The following is a 17,611-nucleotide window of genomic DNA, read 5'->3' on the forward strand; positions in this document are numbered from 1 at the left end:
TAGCCTAGCATGGGGGACGGCTTATGGCCGATGGCCTGAGGGAAACCCCCGGGTGCTAAAATCCCCTGCTTCGCAACCTACTTAACTGGCCCTGCCGTGTTCCAGGTGACCAGCTTCAAAGAGCCTTCCGAATGAGCAATCCGACCGCCCCTAAACTTGCCTTGGCGGATGCCATCCGCGCCCTCGCGATGGACGCCGTGCAACAAGCGAACTCCGGGCACCCGGGTGCTCCCATGGGCATGGCGGAAATCGCCCAAGCCTTGTGGGCCGGCAACCTGCGTCACAACCCCAAAGATCCCGCCTGGGCCAACCGCGACCGCTTCGTGCTGTCCAACGGCCACGGCTCCATGCTGATCTACGCCCTGCTGCACCTGACCGGCTACGATCTGCCGATCGAAGAACTCAAGAACTTCCGCCAGCTGCATTCCAAGACCCCGGGCCACCCCGAAGTGGGCATCACCCCGGGCGTGGAAACGACCACCGGCCCGCTGGGCCAGGGCCTGGGCAACGCCGTGGGCATGGCGCTCGCCGAAGCCCTGCTGGCCGCCGAATTCAACAAGCCCGGCCACACCATCGTCGACCACCACACCTACGCCTTCACCGGCGACGGCTGCCTGATGGAAGGCATCTCGCACGAAGTCTGCTCGCTGGCCGGCACGCTCAAGCTGGGCAAGCTGGTGGTGCTGTATGACGACAACGGCATTTCCATCGACGGCCACGTCGAGCACTGGTTCGCCGACGACACCGCCAAGCGCTTCGAAGGCTACGGCTGGAACGTGATCCGCGGCGTGGACGGCCACGACGTCGCCGCTGTGGACGCCGCCATCAAGGCCGCGCGCGCGCAATCGGAAAAGCCCACCCTGATCGTCTGCCGCACCGTCATCGGCAAGGGTTCGCCCAACATGGCCGGCACCCACAACGTGCACGGCGCGCCGCTGGGCAAGGACGAGATCGCCGCCACCCGCGCCGCGCTGGGCTGGTCGTCGGAGCCGTTCCAGATCCCGCAGGAAATCTACGACGGCTGGGACGGCCGCAAGCGCGGCGCCGCGGCCCAGGCCGAATGGCAGTCCGCCTTCGACGCCTACGCCGCCGAATTCCCGGCCGAAGCCGCCGAATTCACCCGCCGCATGAAGGGCGAGCTGCCCGCCGGCTACGCCGAGCAGTTCCAGGCCTTCCTGAACGCCACGCTGGAAAAGGCCGAGACCGTGGCCACCCGCAAGGCGTCGCAGTTCGCGATCGCGGCGCTGGCCGCCGCGCTGCCGGAAATGCTGGGCGGCTCGGCCGACCTGACCGGCTCCAACTTCACCGACTGGAAGGGCGTCGCGCCGGTGCGCGCCGGCGAGCAGGGCATCCAGTTCGGCCGCCATATCAACTACGGCGTGCGCGAATTCGGCATGGCCGCCATCATGAACGGCGTGGCCCTGCACGGCGGCTACCTGCCGTTCGGCGGCACCTTCCTGACCTTCTCCGACTACTCGCGCAACGCCATCCGCATGGCGGCGCTGATGAAGCAGCGCGTGGTGCACGTGTTCACCCACGACTCGATCGGCCTGGGCGAAGACGGCCCGACCCACCAGTCCATCGAACACGCCTCCAGCCTGCGCCTGATCCCCAACCTGTCGCTGTGGCGCCCCTGCGATACCACGGAAACCGCCGTGGCCTGGAACGCGGCCGTGACGCGCCCGGCCAGCATCGGCATGGACGTGCACGACGGCGGCCCCACGGCGCTGCTGCTGTCGCGCCAGAACCTGCCGTTCGTGCAGCGTGACGCCGCCACCGTGGACGCCATCGCCCGCGGCGGCTACGTGCTGCGCGACGCCGAGGGCGCCCGCGCCGTCATCATCGCCACCGGCTCGGAAGTCGCCATCGCGCTGGACGCGCAGGCCCAGCTGGCCAAGGAAGGCATTGCGGTGCGCGTGGTCTCCATGCCCAGCACCGATGTGTTCGACCGCCAGGACGCCGCCTGGAAGCAGTCGGTGCTGCCCAAGGGCCTGCCGCGCGTGGCCGTCGAGGCCGGCATCACCGCCTTCTGGCACAAGTACGTGGGCCTGGAAGGCGCCGTCGTCGGCATCGACCGCTACGGCGAATCCGCGCCGGCCGGCGCGCTGTTCAAGTTCTTCGGGCTGACCGCCGACAAGGTGGCCGAGACCGTCCGCCAAGTTTTGTAAAAAGGAGCTTAGTCATGACCATTCGCGTCGCCATCAACGGTTACGGCCGCATCGGCCGCAACATCCTGCGTGCCCACTACGAAGGTGGCAAGAAGCACGACATCGAAATCGTCGCCATCAACGACCTGGGCGATCCCAAGACCAACGCGCACCTGACGCGCTACGACACCGCCCACGGCAAGTTCCCGGGCACGGTCGAGGTCGACGGCGAATACATGGTCGTCAACGGCGACAAGATCCGCGTGCTGGCCAACCGCAACCCGGCCGAGCTGCCCTGGGGCGAGCTGAAGGTCGACGTGGTGTTGGAATGCACGGGCTTTTTCACCACCAAAGAAAAGGCCGGCGCGCACATCAAGGGCGGCGCCAAGAAGGTCATCATCTCGGCTCCCGGCGGCAAGGACGTCGACGCCACCGTCGTGTACGGCGTGAACCACGGCGTGCTGAAGGCCTCGGACACCGTCATCTCCAACGCGTCGTGCACCACCAACTGCCTGGCCCCGCTGGTCAAGCCGCTGAACGACAAGCTGGGCCTGGAAAACGGCCTGATGACCACGGTCCACGCCTACACCAACGACCAGGTCCTGACCGACGTCTACCACGAAGACCTGCGCCGCGCCCGTTCGGCCACCATGAGCATGATCCCCACCAAGACCGGCGCCGCCGCCGCCGTGGGCCTGGTGCTGCCTGAACTGAACGGCAAGCTGGACGGCTACGCCATCCGCGTCCCGACCATCAACGTGTCCATCGTCGACCTGTCCTTCGTGGCCAAGCGCGACACCACCGTCGAAGAAGTCAACGGCATCCTGAAGGCCGCCTCGGAAGGCGAGCTCAAGGGCATCCTGGACTACAACACCGAACCCCTGGTCTCGGTGGACTACAACCACAACCCGGCCTCCAGCACCGTCGACGCGTCGCTGACCAAGGTCTCGGGCCGCCTGGTCAAGGTCTCTTCCTGGTACGACAACGAGTGGGGCTTCTCGAACCGCATGCTCGACACCACCGTCGCGCTGATGACGGCCAAGTAAGCCACGCAGTCAGTCCACAGGGGACGGATTTGTTTTCCGCCGGCGCGGAAAATGGGTTCGTCCCCTTTGTACGCCAATCGTAGGAATCCATACTCATGCCCAAGGTCAATACCCTGTCCGCGCTGGCCAAGTCCGGCGCCCTGTCCGGCAAGCGCGTGTTCATCCGCGCCGATCTGAACGTGCCGTTCGACGACGCCGGCCGCATCAGCGAAGACACCCGCATCCGCGCCTCGGTGCCCGGCATCCGCATGGCGCTGGACGCCGGCGCCGCCGTGATGGTCACGTCCCACCTGGGCCGCCCCAAGGAAGGCGTGCTGACCGAGGCCGATTCGCTGGCCAAGGTCGGCCAGCGCCTGTCCGAGCTGCTGGGCATGCCCGTGCAGCTGGTGCGCGACTGGGTCGACGGCGTCAAGGTCGACCACGGCCAGGTCGTGCTGCTGGAGAACTGCCGCGTCAACGTCGGCGAGAAGAAAGACGACGAAACCCTGGCGCGCAAGATGGCCGCGCTTTGCGACGTCTACGTCAACGACGCCTTCGGCACCGCGCACCGCGCCGAGGCCACCACCCACGGCATCGCGCGCTTCGCGCCCGTGGCCTGCGCCGGCCCGCTGCTGGCCGCCGAACTCGAAGCCCTGGGCCGCGCGCTGCACGAGCCCAAGCGTCCGCTGGTCGCCATCGTCGGCGGCTCCAAGGTCTCGACCAAGCTGTCCATCCTGCAATCGCTGGCCGACAAGGTCGACCAGCTGGTGGTGGGCGGCGGCATCGCCAACACCTTCATGCTGGCCGCCGGCCTGCCCATCGGCAAATCGCTGGCCGAGCCCGACCAGGTCGAGCAGGCCCGCGCCGTCATCGACATGATGAAACAGCGCGGCGCGGCCGTGCCGATCCCGGTGGACGTGGTCTGCGCCAAGTCCTTCGGCGCCGACGCCGAAGCCACGGTCAAGGCCGCGGCCGACGTGGCCGAGGACGACATGATCCTGGACATCGGCCCGCAGACCGCGGCGCAGCTGGCCGGCATCCTGAAGCAGGCCGGCACCATCGTCTGGAACGGCCCGGTGGGCGTGTTCGAGTTCGACCAGTTCGCCCACGGCACCGAAGTGGTGGCCCGCGCCATCGCCGACTCGGCCGGCTTTTCCATCGCCGGCGGCGGCGACACGCTGGCCGCCATCGCCAAGTACGGCATCGGCGAGCAGGTCGGCTACATCTCGACCGGCGGCGGTGCGTTCCTGGAGTTCCTGGAAGGCAAGACCCTGCCCGCCGTCGCGGTGCTGGAAGCCCGCGCCTCGACGGACGCCGGCGCGTAACCCATCCGGCGGCGCGAGCCGCCGGTTTTCCCCGGCCCCGCTGCCGCCATTCCCGTCATTGCGCCGCCATGATCCTCCGCCTGTTTCCCGGCCTGAACAACCTCCGCGGCCTCACCCGGGAATCGGCGCGGCGCGACGCCATGGCCGGCCTGAGCGTGGCGGCGGTGGCGCTGCCGGTGGGGCTGGCCTACGCGGCCATGATGGGCGTGCCGCCCGTGGCCGGCCTGTGGGCCGCCATCGCGGGCATGCTGGGCTACGCGGTCTTCGGATCGTCGCGCACGCTCATCGTCGGGCCCGACACCGCCACCTGCACGCTGATCGCCGCCACGCTTACCGGCATGGCGCTCAGCACCCCCGAAGATCGCCTGGTGGCCGCCACCGGCATCGCGCTGACGGTGGGCGTGGGCTGCCTGATCGCGCGCGTGCTGCGCCTGGGCGTGCTGGCCAACCTGCTGTCGCGGCCGGTGCTGATCGGCTATATGGCGGGCGTGGCGGTCACGCTGGCCCTTTCGCAGCTCAGCGGCCTGACGGGCGTGGGCCTGCGCAACAGCGGCCTGGTGCATCCTTTCCTGGAGCTGTCGCGGCGCCTGCCGGAGGTCCGGATTCCCACGCTCATCCTGGGCGTGCTTTCATGCGTGCTGCTGGTGGCGCTCAAGCGCTGGCGGCCGGGCTGGCCCGGCCCCATCATGCTGGTGGCGGGCTCCTGCCTGCTGTCCTGGCTGTTCGACTTTCCCTCGCTGGGCATCGCCGTGGTCGGCGACGTGCCCGCCGGTCTGCCGGCGCTCAGCCTGCCGCTGCGGCTGGAGGGCGTGGACGGCATCCTGATGGGCGCGGCCGGGGTGCTGGTGGTGAGCTTTTCCAGCGGCATCGTCACGGCCCGCAGCTTCGCCGCGCGCACCGGCGAACACATCGACCCCAACCGCGAGCTGGTGGGCTTTGGCGCGGCCAACGTGGCCGCCGGCTTATTCCAGGGCTTCGTGGTGACCGGCGCCGACTCGCGCACCGCGGTCGGGCTGGTGGCCGGCGGCTCGTCGCCGCTGGTCAGCATCAGCGCCGCGGCGGCGCTGGCGGTGGTGGTGGGGCTGTTGAGCGCGCCGCTGTACTGGCTGCCGCAGGCGGTGCTGTCGGCCATCCTGCTGCTGGCCGCGGTCAGCCTGTTCGACGGCCAGGCCTTCATGCGCCTGGCGCGCATTTCGCGCATCGAGCTGGCCTTCGGCATCCTGGCGGCCGTGGGCGTGATCGGCTTCGGCGTGCTGCAGGGCGTGGCGGTCTCGGTGGGCGCCACGCTGCTGTACGCCATGTACGTGTCGGGCAATCCCCGCGACGCGCTGCTGGGGCGGCTGCCCGGCGAATCGGTGCTGGGCAAGCTGCACCTGAACCCCGACGCCCAGCCGGTGCCGGGCACGGTGGTGTGGCTGTTCGAATCGTCCGTGTGGTTCTTCAACGCCGACGCGTTCCGCCGGCGCGCCCGCGAAGTGATGGACCAGGCCGCCGGCGCGCAGTGGTTCGTGCTGGACGCCGAGGCGATGACCCAGGCCGACGCCGACGCGGTCGAGGCGCTGTACGAACTCAAGCGCGAGCTGGACGCGCGCGGCATGACGCTGCTGATCGCCGGCGGACACGGCCAGTTCCGCACGGCGCTGGAGCGTTCCGGCCTGGTCAGGAAGATCGGCCGCGACAAGATCTTCGGCAGCCCCGAGCAGGCGGTCGACGCGATCGAGCGCTGGCGCCGGCCGGCGCCTAACGCTGGCGCAGCAGCGCCAGCGTGTGCTGGGCAATGATCAGTTCTTCGTTGGTGCGCACGACGTAGACGCCGATGGGGCTGTCGTCGCTGGAGATGCGCGGGCCGTGGCGGGCGTTGCGTTCGGGGTCCAGCCTGATGCCCAGCCAGCCCCAGTGCGCGCTGATCGCCTGGCGGATCTCGGCGGAGTTCTCGCCCACGCCGGCGGTGAAGACGATGGCGTCCACGCCGTTCATGGCGCAGGCCAGGCCGATCATGCCTTCGGCCACGCGCCATGCGAAATATTGCAGCGCCATCCTGGCCGACGGCGCTTCGCTGGCCAGCAGTTCGCGCATGTCGTTGCTGATGCCGGACAGCCCCTTCATGCCGCAGTCGTAGTACAGCATGTGCTCGATCTCGTCGTGGCTCATGCCTTGTTCCATCATCCACAGCACCACGCCGGCGTCCAGCCGGCCCGGACGCGTGCCCATGGGCAGCCCTTCGAGCGCGGTGAAGCCCATGGTGCTGTCCACGCTTTTGCCGTGGTGCATGGCGCAGGCCGACACGCCCGAGCCCAGGTGCGCGGCGATGATCCTGCCCGTGGCGATGTCGGGCAGGACCTGGCGCAGGCGCTGCGCGATGTATTCGTAGGACAGGCCATGAAAGCCGTAGCGGCGCACGCCTTCGCGGTACAGCTTTTCCGGCACCGCATAGCGGTCGGCCACGTCGGAATGGCTGCGGTGGAAGGCCGTGTCGAAGCAGGCCACCTGCGCGATCGCCGGGCGGCGCTCGCGGATCACGCGGATCGGGGCCAGGTTGTTCGGCTGGTGCAGCGGCGCCAGCGGCGCATAGGCCTCCAGCTGCGCCAGGATCTCGTCGTCGACCAGCACGGGCTCGGAGAGGTCGGGGCCGCCATGCACCACCCGATGGCCCACCGCCAGCGGCGCGCCGCCCAGATGGCCGCTCAGCCAGGTGCCCACCACTTCCTGCGCATTGGGCACGTCGGACGCGTGGCCCGGCGCGATGTCGCGCTCGATCAGCGGCTGGCCGGCCGCGTCGCGCACGCGCAGCCTGGGGCGCAGCGTGCCGATGCCCTCGATCTGGCCGCCCAGCCGCGGGGTCAGGTCCTGCTCGCCGCCGATGTCGTACAGGTAGAACTTGATGCTGGAACTGCCGGCGTTGATGACGAGAATGGTGTCGCGGGGCGTGTCGCTCATGGCGCTGTGACTCCGGGAGAGTAGGGGCGGCGGGTTCTTTGCCGGGTTTTACCTTTACGCCAGCGGGCGGGCCTGCTGCTGGCTCAGGTGGTGCGCGTAGATGGCCGCCACCGCACAGGAGGCCAGCCGCGAGCGCGGGCTGTCGGCGCGGCTGGTCAGGATGATGGGCACGCGCGCGCCCAGCACGATGCCGGCCGCCTCGGCGTTGGCCAGGAAGGTCAGGTTCTTGGCCAGCATGTTGCCGGCTTCCAGGTCCGGCACCACCAGCACCTGCGCGATGCCGGCGACGGGGGAGCGGATGCCCTTGATGCGGGCCGCCTCGGGATTGATGGCGTTGTCCAGCGCCAGCGGGCCGTCGAGCAGGCCGCCGGTGATCTGGCCGCGGTCGGCCATCTTGCACAGCGCCGCCGCGTCGATGGTGCCGGGGATGCTGGGCGTGACCTGCTCGACCGCCGACAGGATGGCCACGCGCGGCTCGCCCAGGCCCAGGCCGTGGTGCAGGTCGATCACGTTGCGGATGATGTCGGCCTTGGTTTCGAGGTCGGGGAAGATGTTGATGGCCGCGTCGGTGATGAACAGCGGCTCGGCGTAGGTGGGCACCTCCATGATGAACGCATGGCTGATGCGCCGGCCGCTGCGCAGCCCGGTGTTGCGGGCCACGACCTCGTGCATGAGCTCGTCGGTGTGCAGGCTGCCCTTCATCAGCAGCGTGGCCTCGGCGCTGCGCACCAGCGCGACCGCCGTTTCGGCGGCCGCGTGGCTGTGCGGCGCGTCGACGATGCGGGCGTTGCCCAGGTCCAGCCCGTGCTCGGCGGCGGTGGAGCGGATCTTCAGTTCCGGCCCCACCAGGATGGGCTGCAGCAGGCCCAGGTCGCGCGCCATCAGCGCGGCCGACAGCGACGGTTCGTCGCAGGGATGGGCGATGGCGCACGGGGCCGGCGCCAGCGTCTGCGCGCGGGCGATGAGCTTGTCGTAGTGGGTGGCGGCGGGCAGGGTCATCGTGTGTTGGCCTTGGCGGATTTGCGTGCGGGGGTCTTGGCGGCGCGCTTGGCCGGCGGGGCGGCCTTGGCGGCGGTCTTCACGGCTTTCACGGCCTTCACCGCCTTGGCGGGCTTGACCGCGGCGGCCGGCGCGGCGCTGCGGGCCGAGGCCACGCGCGCCGCGGACTTGACCGTGGGCGAGGCTTCGAGCAGGGCCTGTTCGCGCTTCCTGGCGCGTTCTTCGGCGGCCTCGAAGATGCGTTCCATCTCGCCCAGGCTGGCGCGCGCGGCCTCGCTGAGGGGCTCGGCCGCCTCCAGCACGTGCTTCATGGTGTCCAGCGTTTCGCGGATCGCGGCGGCCGGCGCGCCGTCGAGCAGACGCGGCATGGCCTGGACCGCGGCGGCCGAATCCAGCGTCATCATCAGGGCCTGGTCGCGGGTGATGTCCTTGAATTCCTGCAGGGTCAGCGCGGTGTCGGACTCGGCGCGCATCTTGCGAATGAGTGCGAAGCTGCGCTCGTCCAGGCCGCCCTCGGCGCCCGAGACGTACAGCAGCATGCGGATGGCGGCCACGCGCAGGCCGCCTTCCTGCAGCAGCGAGCAAAGCTCGGCGGCGCGCTGCTCCATGAACTGCAGGTGTTCGGGCGAAACGCCGGGGTGCTTGCGCGGCGGGCCGGAGCGCGCGCCCAGCCCCGCCAGGTCCTGCACCAGGGGCGAGCCGTACACGCTCATGAAGGTGCGCTCGTCGGCCGAGTCGCGCAGCTCCTGCCAGATGTTCAGGCTGGTCTCGATCAGTTTCGAGAACATTTCCTGGGCCTGCAGGAAGGGGTTGTTGGGCGAGACCTGCTGGCGGTGTTCGCGCACCTGCTCGGCCACCTGGGCGACCGGCGCGACCAGCGGGTTGCGGTCGGAGATCAGTTCGTAGGGCAGGCGCAGCGGATGCAGGCGCTGCGCCCATTCGGCCGATTGCGGCGTGACCATGGCGCGCACCCAGGGCTGCACGAAGCTGCGGTACATGCCCAGGTTGATGTCGGAGATGCGGGCGACGGCGGCGAAGCGGCGGTCGTCTTCTTCCTTGCGGTCGACGATGGCGCGCACGTCGTCCAGCGTGCGCTGCTCGAACGACAGCACGTAGTTGCCATAGGCCAGGTCGGCGTTGGGCGTGTCGGGCGTCTTGTCGGCGATTTCGGCCTGGTAGATGCCCGGCGGCAGCACGTCGATCATGTCGATGTTGGAGGTGAACTCCAGGTGCTCCTTGCAGGCCACGCTGCCGGACACGAAGATGCCCAGGTGGCCGATGCTTTCATGCACGGCGTAGACGATGGTCTGGCCGTGGGCCAGCACCTCGGCCTCGTTCTGGTACAGGTCGGGAATCCAGCCCAGCGCCTGCGGCGGGGGCGTGATGTTGTCGCCCTTGGAGCAGAACACCACGATGGGCGAACGGATGTTGCGCAGGTCGATGCGGATGCCGTCGGAAGTCACCAGGCCGGCGGTGGCCAGCCGGTTGCCGACGAACAGGTTGTCGACGATGTACTGGATCTCGGGGCCGTTCAGGAAGACGTGGCCGCCCCACCATTTCTCGAAGCTGAGGTAGCGCGGGGACTCGGTGTCCACCTTGGAATACAGGTTGTACTGCTTGGACCACAGCGTGTTGGCCGGATTCAGGTTCTCGAAGTTCTGCACCAGCCAGGCGCCGTCGAACATGCCGTTGCCCAGGTCGCTGGTCAGCGCGGTGAGCCAGCTGCCGCCCAGCAGGCCGCCGGCGTAGCGCATGGGATTCATGCCGCGCCAGCCGGCCCAGTACGACAGCGGCGCGCCGGCCACGATGATGGGGCCGAACAGCTCGGGACGCACCGCCGCGGTCATCATGATCTGCCAGCCCGCCTGGCAATTGGCGACCACCACCGGCTTGCCCTCGGCGTCGGGGTGCAGCGCGATGATTTCTTCCAGGAAGCGGGCCTCGGCCATCATCACGTCTTCGACGGTCTGGCTGGGCATGGGCTGCGGCAGGAAGGTGGCGAAATAGCAGGGATGCCCGGCGCGCACCGCCACGCCGATTTCGCTCTGGGGCTTGAAGCCGCCGATGCCCGGGCCATGCCCGGCGCGCGGGTCCACCACCAGGAAGGGGCGCTTGATGGGGTCGGTTTCGACGCCGGCCGGCGGCTTGATGCGCAGCAGGCCGTAATTGACGGGACGCGGCAGGCAGCGGCCGTCCAGCACCAGCTCGGATTCCATGCTCAGCACGTTGGGGGCGCGCTTGGCCATGTGTTCGTGATACTGGTTGCCGCGCTGGCGCATCACGTCGGCGTAGAGCACGCCGCGCTGCCAGGCGTCCACGGCGTATTCGTAGGCCGCGGCCCAGGGATTCAAGAGCGGGGCGGGGGAGCGATTGGTGTCGGAACCGGCCATGGGCGATCTCCTTTGATATCGGCGGCGACGGTCGCCGCCAGGCCGGTTCCGAGTGGAACCGGCCAGATTGACTCCCCCATTACACCGCAACGGATGTTGCATCGCAACATGAGCAAGGCTGATCGGCGTCAAACAGGCCGGAATTACCCGTCCCTTTATATCTCGCGCCGCGGCCGGCGCGCCCGATCAGGCCCGCGCCGCGGCGTTGTGCTCCAGCCAGGTCTGCACCGAGGGCCGCTGCCATTGCCCGTCGGCGTAGGCGCGCAGCGCGTCGGGCAGGTCGTCCTGGGACAGGCGCTTGAGCGTCACCGCCAGGTCGGTGTCCGCGATGCACCATTCATCGAACAGACAGGACCGGCCGCCTTCCAGCAGACAGCTCGCCACCTGGATGAGCTTGGCGGCCGCGGCATGGGCGGCGTCGGACAGCGGCTGGCCGGCGGCGCCGTAGAACACGGTTTCGGTGGGGCGCTCCTGGCGCAGCGCGGCCAGGTCGCTGCGCAGCCAGGCCTGCAGCTGGCGGGCGCGGGCGCGCGCCCGCAGCTCCTTCGGATAGAGCGCGGCATGCGCCGGCGCCGGGAAGGCTTCGTCCAGGTATTCGGCGATGGCGCTCGATTCGGTCAGGTGAAAGCCCTCGTGGGTCAGGGCGGGCACCCGCGAAGTCAGGGCGCGCGCCTGGTAGGGCTGCATGCGCTGCTCGCCCGCCTCCAGGTCGATGGGGCGGATTTCGAACGGCAGCCGTTTCTCGGTCAGCGCCACATAGGCCGACATGGCGTAGGGGCTGAGGAACAGGGAATCGACGAATAGCGTAAGCGGGGCGCCCAAGTGCGGTCTCCGGTGATATCCAAACTGATGCGGGCCGGCTCAGTCCACGATGAAGAGCCGGGCCCCGGTGGCGGTCGAGGAACGGTGCGGCTCGGCCTGGTCCGCGACCTGGTAGCTCATGCCGGGCGTCAGCACGAATTGCCGGCCGTCCTCGAGTTCGGTGTGCAGTTCGCCTTCCAGGCAGAACAGGATGTGGCCCTTGCTGCACCAGTGGTCGGCCAGGTAGCCGGGCGTGTATTCGACCATGCGCACGCGCAGGTCGCCGAAGTGCCGCGTGCGCCAGTAGGCCATGCCGGTCTCGCCGGCGTGTTCGGTGCGTTCCACCTCGGACCAGTCTGTGGTGCCGAAGGGGATATTGCTCATTTTCATGGTCGATCCTGCGTTGCGATAGGACGGTTTCACCCGGTAAAACATAAATACTACGCTAATCGCCGTCCCGGCCGCCGCGCACGATGGCTGACCGGACGCATTGAAAAATCGGTACGCAGCCCCTATCTTCTTGATATTCAAGGCCGGATTCCGGCGCGATCCGAAGGCGGCCGCAACCCTCGCAAAGGGCGGACCATGGAGTTCAAGGATTACTACGGCATTTTAGGAGTGGAGCGCGGCGCGTCCGAGGACGAGATCCGGCGCGCCTACCGCAAGCTCGCCCGCAAGTACCATCCCGACGTCAGCAAGGAAAAAGACGCCGAGACCAAGATGCGCGACGTCAACGAGGCCTACGACGTGCTGCGCGACCAGGAAAAACGGCTGGCCTACGACAATCTGGCCGCGGGCGTGTCGCCCGGAGGCGGCTTCCAGCCGCCGCCCGGCTGGGACGAGGGCTTCGAATTCCACCGCGGCGCGGCGCCCGGCGAGGAAGCCCAGTTCAGCGAATTCTTCTCGTCGCTGTTCGGCGGCCGCGCCCGCCGCGGCGGCCCGCAGCAGCAGGAATTCCGCGCGCGCGGCGAAGACCATCACGCCGCCATCGAGGTGGACCTGGAGGATGCGATCAAGGGCGCCACGCGCGACATCAGCCTGCGTTCCATGAAGATCGACGACGAAGGCCATCCGCAGATGCAGACCCGCACGCTGAGCGTGCGGATTCCCGCGGGCGTGCGCGAAGGCCAGTACATCCGGCTGGCCGGCCAGGGCATGCCCGGCTATGGCGGGGGCGAAAACGGCGACCTGTACCTGGAGATCCGCTTCAAGCCGCACCCGCGCTACCGCGCCGACGGCCGCGATCTCTACATGACGCTGCCGGTGGCGCCCTGGGAGGCCGCGCTGGGCGCCGCCGTCACGGCGCCCACGCCGGGCGGCGCGGTCGAGGTCACGATTCCGCCGGGTTCCGGCAACGGCCGCAAGCTGCGCCTGCGCGGACGCGGCATTCCGGGCGATCCGCCGGGAGACCTGTACCTGGTGCTGGACCTGGTGCTGCCGCCGGCCGACAGCGAGGCGGCCAAGGCGGCCTACCGCAGGCTGGAACAGGAGCTGCCTTTCAACCCGCGGCGCCACATGGGGGTCTGATCATGAAGAAGCTCGTCATCACCAGCGCCACCGTCGTGGGCAAGTCGCAGCCGCTGAGCGCCGACGACCTCGCTCGCGCCTGTGGCCAGGAAGTGGAATGGATAGCCCGGCTGGTCGAGGTCGGCATCGTCAACGCCAGCGGACGCCGGCCCGCGGAATGGCGTTTCTACAGCGTGGACCTGCAGCGCGCGCTGGACGCGCGGCGGCTGGAGCGCGATTTCGGCGCCAGCCTGGACGCCGCGGCGCTGATCCTGGACCTGAGCCAGGAGGTGCGGCGCCTGAAAGCCCAGTTGCGGGTGCTGGGGGCCGACGACGTCTAGCGGGGCCGGGTAACGAGGCTCGGTAAACTACGCGCCTGCCGCAACCCATAAAAGCGAAAAAACTTGGAGACTTCATCCGCCCCGGCGCCCGCTCCCGCGGGCGCGCGCCTCGATGGCCTGAAATCCTGCCTGCCGGTCATGATCGGCTACTTTCCGGTGGCCGTGACCTTCGGCATCGCCGGCATGGCGGCCGGCCTGGCGCCGCTGCAGGTCGTGCTGATTTCGGTGCTGGTGTATGCCGGCGCCAGCCAGTTCCTGCTGCTCGCGTCCATCAAGGCCGGCACGCCCTGGCTGTGGGTGGTGGCGCTGTGCTCGCTGCTCAACGCCCGCCACCTGCTGTACGGCCCGCTGCTGTCGCGCTTTCTGCCGGCGGCGCTGCGCGACCGCCTGAAAATCGCCTTTCTGCTGACCGACGAGGTCTTCGCCACCGCCTTCAACCGCCTGCAGGGCGTCAGCCCGGCAAGCCGCCAGGCTTGGATGACGGCCCTGGGGCTGGGGGCCTGGCTGACCTGGATCGCCGGCACCGCCGTCGGCGTCTATGCCGGCGACGGGCTGGAACGCCATTACCCGATGCTGTCGCAGGTGATGCGATTCGCGCTGCCGGCGCTGTTCATGGCCCTGGTGTGCCAGAGCGCCCGGCGCGGCATGGGCCTGCCGGTGATGGCCGCGGTGGCCGCCGCCGGCGCGGTCGCCGCGCTGGGATACACCAGCACGGCCATTCTGGTCGGCGCCGTCGTGGGCTGCATCGCATACCGCCTGAGGAGAACGGCATGAACGCCGACGGACTGGGTTTCTGGGCGGCGGTGGCCGCCATGGCCGTGATCACTTATCTGACCCGGGCGCTGCCCTTCATGCTGTCGGAGCGCAGCCGGCTGCTGCGCCACCTGTCGCGCGAAGGCTCGGCGCTGGCCGCGCTGGGACCGTCGCTGCTGGCGGGCATCGCCGCCGCGGTGATCGTGCCCGACCTCCTGGCGGCCGGCGAGCAGGCCGCGACCATCGGGCCTTATGCCGGCGGGCTGGTCGTCACGGCCGTGGCGGCGCGGCTGGTCAGCAACACGGGCGCGGCCGTGCTGCTGGGCATGGCGGGGTATGGGGTTTTGCTGGCGTTGGCTGGCTGATGGGCGCCGCGCGTTGGGTGGTGGGGTTCTTGGCGGGGTGATCTCGCGCTTTACCCATCCTGCGGTGTCGAATCCGTAGGATGGGTAAAGCGCGAGAGTCCTGGCGCGAGAACGCGAATTGCGAACGCGCAGTCAGCCCGCGATCTGCACGCCGACCCAGAACAGGCCGGCGGCCAGCAGCATCGAGGCCGGCAGGGTCAGCACCCAGGCCATCAGGATGTTGCGCACCGTGCTGCCGTGCAGGCCGGTGCGGTTGGCGACCATGGTGCCGGCCACGCCCGAGGACAGGACGTGGGTGGTCGACACCGGCAGGCTGAACACGTTGGCCAGGCCGATGGCGCCCATCGCGGTCAGTTGCGCGGACATGCCTTGCGCATACGTCATGCCCTGCTTGCCGATCTTCTCGCCCACCGTCAGCACCACGCGGCGCCAGCCGACCATGGTGCCCGCGCCCAGGGCCAGGGCCACCGCCACGATGACCCAGAACGGGGCGTATTCGGTGGTGGCCGTGAGGTCGGCGCGCAGGCGCTGCAGGTCGGAGCGTTCGCGCGCCGGCAGGCCTTCGATGCGCGCCACCTTCTTGGCCGTGTCGTCCAGGCACAGCAGGTAGCGGCGCACGGAGATGCGCTTGTCGGCCGGCAGGTCGACGTAGTTGGCCACGCCGTGCAGATCGGTCTGCAGGGCGGCGATGGTCGGCAGGGTCAGTTCGGGATCGCAGCGGAAGTTCGGCGGCAGCTCGGTGGTGGCGTCGTGGCGCTTGAGCGCCAGGTAATCGCCCAGCATCGCCTCGTTGCGCTGGTAGAACATCTGCAGGTGATTGGCCGCGTCGCGGGTGCGCTCGATCTGGTAGGTGGTGCTGTTGGTGTCCAGCACGAAATTGGCCGGCACGATGCCGATCAGCACCAGCATGATCAGGCCGATGCCTTTCTGCCCGTCGTTGGAGCCGTGCACGAAGCTCACGCCCATCGCCGACAGCACCAGCACCAGGCGGTTCCAGAACGGCGGGTGCTTTTTGTTGTCGATGGCGCGGCGCTGTTCCGGCGTCTTGTGCATTTTCGACAGCGGCAGCCAGCGCTTGAGCGCGAGCAACAGGCCGCCGGCCACCAGGAAGCCGGCCACCGGCGACACCACCAGCGACAGGCCGATGTCGATGGCCTTGCCCCAGTTCACGCCCTCGGCCAGCGGCAGGTCGGTGATCAGCGCATTGGCCAAGCCCACGCCCAGGATCGAGCCGATCAGCGTGTGCGAGCTGGAGGCGGGGATGCCGAAGTACCAGGTGCCCAGGTTCCAGGCGATGGCCGCGGCCAGCATGGCGAACACCATGGCCAGCCCGCGGCCGGTGTCCACGTTGATCAGCAGCTCCACCGGCAGCAGGTGCACGATGGCGTAGGCCACGCCCACGCCGCCCAGCAGCACGCCGAAGAAATTGAAAATGCCGGAAAGCACGACCGCCAGGTGCGGCGGCATGGCCTTGGTGTAGATGACGGTGGCCACGGCATTGGCCGTGTCATGAAATCCGTTGATGAATTCGAAGGCCAGGACGAATGTCAGGGCCAGCACGAGACTGAGGCCAACCCAGAAGTCTAGGCCGTGGAAGAGGTCGAACATGGAGGAGGGGAGAGGTTCCGGCGAGACGCTGATTATTGCAGATTTGTGACCTGTTTCTTGTCACATTCCCGTCCGAAAATTCGGGACGCACCGTCCCGCTGGCTCAGAACTTTGAATATTGGAATTCGATTTCTATCGGCTTGCCCAGATTGGCCGAGGTATCGGCCTGGATCAGCATGACCGCCAGCAGCCCCAGGTACAGCAGGCACAGCCACAAGGTTCTTTTCATGGGCGACTCCGTCTTCAGGGGCGAAAGGTTTCGGCGATTTTCTGGTTCACGCGCAGCCAGCCCAGCTCGCCCAGGTGCTGCACGTCGCGCAGCGTGCCCACTTCGAAGGGCGCGCCGTACATGTCCATGCAGCGCATGGCGTAGCGGCCGCAAAGCGCCGCGACCTCGCGCCGCACCGGCTCGAAGCGGTCCAGGTCCTTGAACACCAGCGGATGCAGCGGCTGCATCACGAACAGCGCGTCCACGCCGCGCCCGCGCAGCAGCGCCATCAGCGCGTCCAGCTCGCGCAGCTCGTCGCGGCCGGTCAGCGGCTGGGGCAGCCAGGCCGTCTTGCCGCCGGCCGGCACCGTCCGCAGGTACTTGCCGAAGAACTCGTCGCGCACCGCATAGGGATTGCCCGCCATCCGGGCCTGTTCGGCGTCCTGCGCCTGGCTGGCCAGGGCGTCCCAGTCCACCACCCGGGCGGCGGCGGCCGGCCCCGCGATTTCCGGCTGCGGCGCGGGCGCGGCATGGGCCGGCGTCCACAGCCCGGCCAGGCGCTGGCGCAGCACGTAGGCCTGTTCGGCCGCCATCGACCAGGCCACGCCCGCGTCGCCCTTGGCCCGCAGCCAGCGCAGCAGCTCGGCCCGGCCCTCGGGCTGGCGCAGCAGGCGCGGCAGCAGCGGATTGACGTGTTCCTTGAATTCGTCGGGGCCCAGTCCGCCGTCGCCGTCGAACCAGCCGGGCGACAGCATCACCACCACGCGCGACGCGGGCGAGAGATCGTCGGCCAGCGCCGCCAGCACCAGCTGCATGCCCAGGGACTGGAAGCCCGAATGGCCGTAGGCCAGCACCGGCATCTGCAGCTCGTCTGGCAGATAGCGGTAGGGCACGAAGCGCAGGTCGTTGCTGGTCAGCTCCGACGAACCCAGGATGACCAGGCGGTCCCCCGTGCGCAGGGCCTGGCTCAGGCGCGACAGGTTGCGGGTCTGTTCCTCCAGCGTGTTGCCCAGGTTGGGGATGTGGATGCCGGGGGCGGCGGGCGGCACGGCCTCGGTGCGCAGCGCCAGCGCGTGCAGCGCGATCCATCCGGCGGCCGCGGCGGCGGCCAGTGCCAGCGCCGCCGCCAGCGCGTGCTGCCGCAAGGTGCATTTAGTCATGGAAGATCGCCGATCGGAGGGTAGGCGGATGTTAGCCAGCCCCGTG

16 protein-coding genes are annotated in these 17,611 nt (G+C 69.1%); 8 read left to right on the forward strand and 8 right to left on the reverse strand.

The window, feature by feature from the left end; genetic code table 11:
- Positions 1 to 131: 131 nt before the first annotated feature.
- From tkt to AC1IQ6_RS06680, 4 genes are all read left to right on the forward strand, one after another.
- The gene (tkt, locus tag AC1IQ6_RS06665) at positions 132 to 2,168 is read left to right on the forward strand and encodes a transketolase (RefSeq protein ID WP_102773682.1); all 2,037 of its coding nucleotides are present in this window, start codon (positions 132 to 134) and stop codon (positions 2,166 to 2,168) included.
- Positions 2,169 to 2,182: 14 nt separating this feature from the next.
- On the forward strand, positions 2,183 to 3,193 hold the full coding sequence (gene gap, locus AC1IQ6_RS06670; RefSeq protein WP_102773681.1) for a type I glyceraldehyde-3-phosphate dehydrogenase: 1,011 nt from the start codon (positions 2,183 to 2,185) through the stop codon (positions 3,191 to 3,193).
- A 95-nt stretch (positions 3,194 to 3,288) separates the two neighbouring features.
- Complete coding sequence (locus tag AC1IQ6_RS06675; RefSeq protein ID WP_111825657.1) at positions 3,289 to 4,497, forward strand: phosphoglycerate kinase; 1,209 nt, start codon at positions 3,289 to 3,291, stop codon at positions 4,495 to 4,497.
- 68 nt (positions 4,498 to 4,565) lie between these two features.
- Positions 4,566 to 6,278 carry a SulP family inorganic anion transporter gene (locus AC1IQ6_RS06680; protein WP_181390971.1) on the forward strand — a complete coding sequence of 571 codons (1,713 nt, stop codon included), beginning with the start codon at positions 4,566 to 4,568 and terminating at the stop codon, positions 6,276 to 6,278.
- On the opposite strand, the gene AC1IQ6_RS06685 is transcribed toward AC1IQ6_RS06680, so the two are convergent.
- The 5 genes from AC1IQ6_RS06685 to AC1IQ6_RS06705 all read right to left on the reverse strand — a co-directional run bounded on the left by AC1IQ6_RS06685 (position 6,238) and on the right by AC1IQ6_RS06705 (position 12,014).
- Positions 6,238 to 7,434, reverse strand: coding sequence for an acetate/propionate family kinase (locus tag AC1IQ6_RS06685; RefSeq protein ID WP_485866033.1), 1,197 nt, complete (start codon positions 7,432 to 7,434; stop codon positions 6,238 to 6,240). The genes AC1IQ6_RS06680 and AC1IQ6_RS06685 overlap by 41 nt on opposite strands.
- Positions 7,435 to 7,488: 54 nt before the next feature.
- Entirely contained in the window at positions 7,489 to 8,433 is a 945-nt protein-coding gene (locus AC1IQ6_RS06690) for a phosphate acetyltransferase (protein WP_181390970.1), read from the reverse strand.
- A complete protein-coding gene (locus AC1IQ6_RS06695; protein WP_485866034.1) occupies positions 8,430 to 10,823 on the reverse strand; it encodes a DUF3141 domain-containing protein in 2,394 nt (797 codons plus the stop codon). Before AC1IQ6_RS06695 ends, AC1IQ6_RS06690 begins: the two co-directional genes overlap by 4 nt.
- 186 nt (positions 10,824 to 11,009) lie before the next feature.
- Positions 11,010 to 11,645: a glutathione transferase gene (yfcF, locus tag AC1IQ6_RS06700; RefSeq protein WP_102773677.1), complete on the reverse strand. Its 636-nt coding sequence runs from the start codon at positions 11,643 to 11,645 to the stop codon at positions 11,010 to 11,012.
- Positions 11,646 to 11,684: 39 nt separating this feature from the next.
- Positions 11,685 to 12,014 carry a DHCW motif cupin fold protein gene (locus AC1IQ6_RS06705; protein ID WP_102773676.1) on the reverse strand — a complete coding sequence of 110 codons (330 nt, stop codon included), beginning with the start codon at positions 12,012 to 12,014 and terminating at the stop codon, positions 11,685 to 11,687.
- Positions 12,015 to 12,209: 195 nt separating this feature from the next.
- On the opposite strand from AC1IQ6_RS06705, the gene AC1IQ6_RS06710 reads away from it, so the two are divergent.
- The 4 genes from AC1IQ6_RS06710 to AC1IQ6_RS06725 all read left to right on the forward strand — a co-directional run bounded on the left by AC1IQ6_RS06710 (position 12,210) and on the right by AC1IQ6_RS06725 (position 14,589).
- The gene (locus AC1IQ6_RS06710; protein WP_102773675.1) at positions 12,210 to 13,151 is read left to right on the forward strand and encodes a DnaJ C-terminal domain-containing protein; all 942 of its coding nucleotides are present in this window, start codon (positions 12,210 to 12,212) and stop codon (positions 13,149 to 13,151) included.
- Positions 13,152 to 13,153: 2 nt separating this feature from the next.
- Entirely contained in the window at positions 13,154 to 13,471 is a 318-nt protein-coding gene (locus AC1IQ6_RS06715; RefSeq protein ID WP_102773674.1) for a chaperone modulator CbpM, read from the forward strand.
- A 63-nt stretch (positions 13,472 to 13,534) separates the two neighbouring features.
- Positions 13,535 to 14,245 (forward strand): AzlC family ABC transporter permease, encoded by a 711-nt coding sequence (locus tag AC1IQ6_RS06720; protein ID WP_209165823.1) that lies wholly within the window; start codon positions 13,535 to 13,537, stop codon positions 14,243 to 14,245.
- Positions 14,242 to 14,589: an AzlD domain-containing protein gene (locus AC1IQ6_RS06725; RefSeq protein ID WP_209165822.1), complete on the forward strand. Its 348-nt coding sequence runs from the start codon at positions 14,242 to 14,244 to the stop codon at positions 14,587 to 14,589. The genes AC1IQ6_RS06720 and AC1IQ6_RS06725 overlap by 4 nt, the downstream gene beginning before the upstream one ends.
- Before the next feature lie 132 nt (positions 14,590 to 14,721).
- Here the strand turns inward: AC1IQ6_RS06725 and AC1IQ6_RS06730 are convergent, their stop codons facing one another.
- The 3 genes from AC1IQ6_RS06730 to AC1IQ6_RS06740 all read right to left on the reverse strand — a co-directional run bounded on the left by AC1IQ6_RS06730 (position 14,722) and on the right by AC1IQ6_RS06740 (position 17,565).
- Positions 14,722 to 16,197 carry an inorganic phosphate transporter gene (locus AC1IQ6_RS06730; RefSeq protein ID WP_102773671.1) on the reverse strand — a complete coding sequence of 492 codons (1,476 nt, stop codon included), beginning with the start codon at positions 16,195 to 16,197 and terminating at the stop codon, positions 14,722 to 14,724.
- Positions 16,198 to 16,300: 103 nt separating this feature from the next.
- A complete protein-coding gene (locus tag AC1IQ6_RS06735) occupies positions 16,301 to 16,426 on the reverse strand; it encodes a hypothetical protein (RefSeq protein WP_281492758.1) in 126 nt (41 codons plus the stop codon).
- A gap of 14 nt (positions 16,427 to 16,440) precedes the next feature.
- Positions 16,441 to 17,565: a D-alanyl-lipoteichoic acid biosynthesis protein DltD gene (locus tag AC1IQ6_RS06740; protein WP_485866035.1), complete on the reverse strand. Its 1,125-nt coding sequence runs from the start codon at positions 17,563 to 17,565 to the stop codon at positions 16,441 to 16,443.
- Positions 17,566 to 17,611: the final 46 nt, after the last annotated feature.

The organism is Achromobacter sp. MUI-25009338, from assembly GCF_057359325.1.